General features: G+C 41.6%; 1 protein-coding gene. It reads right to left on the minus strand.

Annotated elements, in window-relative coordinates; translation table 11 throughout:
- On the minus strand, positions 1 to 207 hold a 207-nt coding region (locus tag SAZ04_RS21690), incomplete at its 3' end, for a transposase (RefSeq protein ID WP_332699585.1).
- Positions 208 to 442 lie beyond the last annotated feature (235 nt).

The following is a 442-nucleotide window of genomic DNA, read 5'->3' on the forward strand; positions in this document are numbered from 1 at the left end:
TAACTCAATCAATTCTTGTTCTTCCGGGCTTCGATTGTCTTTCTCTTTGAACGAACCAGACTGTTGAAACTGAGTAAGCCATCTGTCTAATGCAGACGCAGTTAATTCATATTCACGGACAATCTCTTGACGGCTTTTTCCACTTTCATATAAAGCAACCACTTGCTTCTTAAATTCTGTGGTAAACGTTCTTCTTTTTTGGGACATAGTAGATTCGCTCCTCACTCTTTGTGTATTATTCTACTAGCCCTTATTTTTATTGGCCAACCAAGTGTAGCCTATCCAGTTTAGCAGGGTTAGAGGTAAGGTATAACGGTACGCATAGTTTAGATATTGAACTACCCGCCACTTATCGACCTTGCGGTCTGATTGAAGTGGGGGATTCCTAAGAACACCAGCATAACCACCAGTTATCGATTAGGCTATCCCCGTAGTCCTTACG

The sequence above is a fragment of the Halalkalibacter lacteus genome, assembly GCF_036663595.1.
Classification (GTDB): domain Bacteria; phylum Bacillota; class Bacilli; order Bacillales; family Bacillaceae_D; genus Halalkalibacter; species Halalkalibacter lacteus.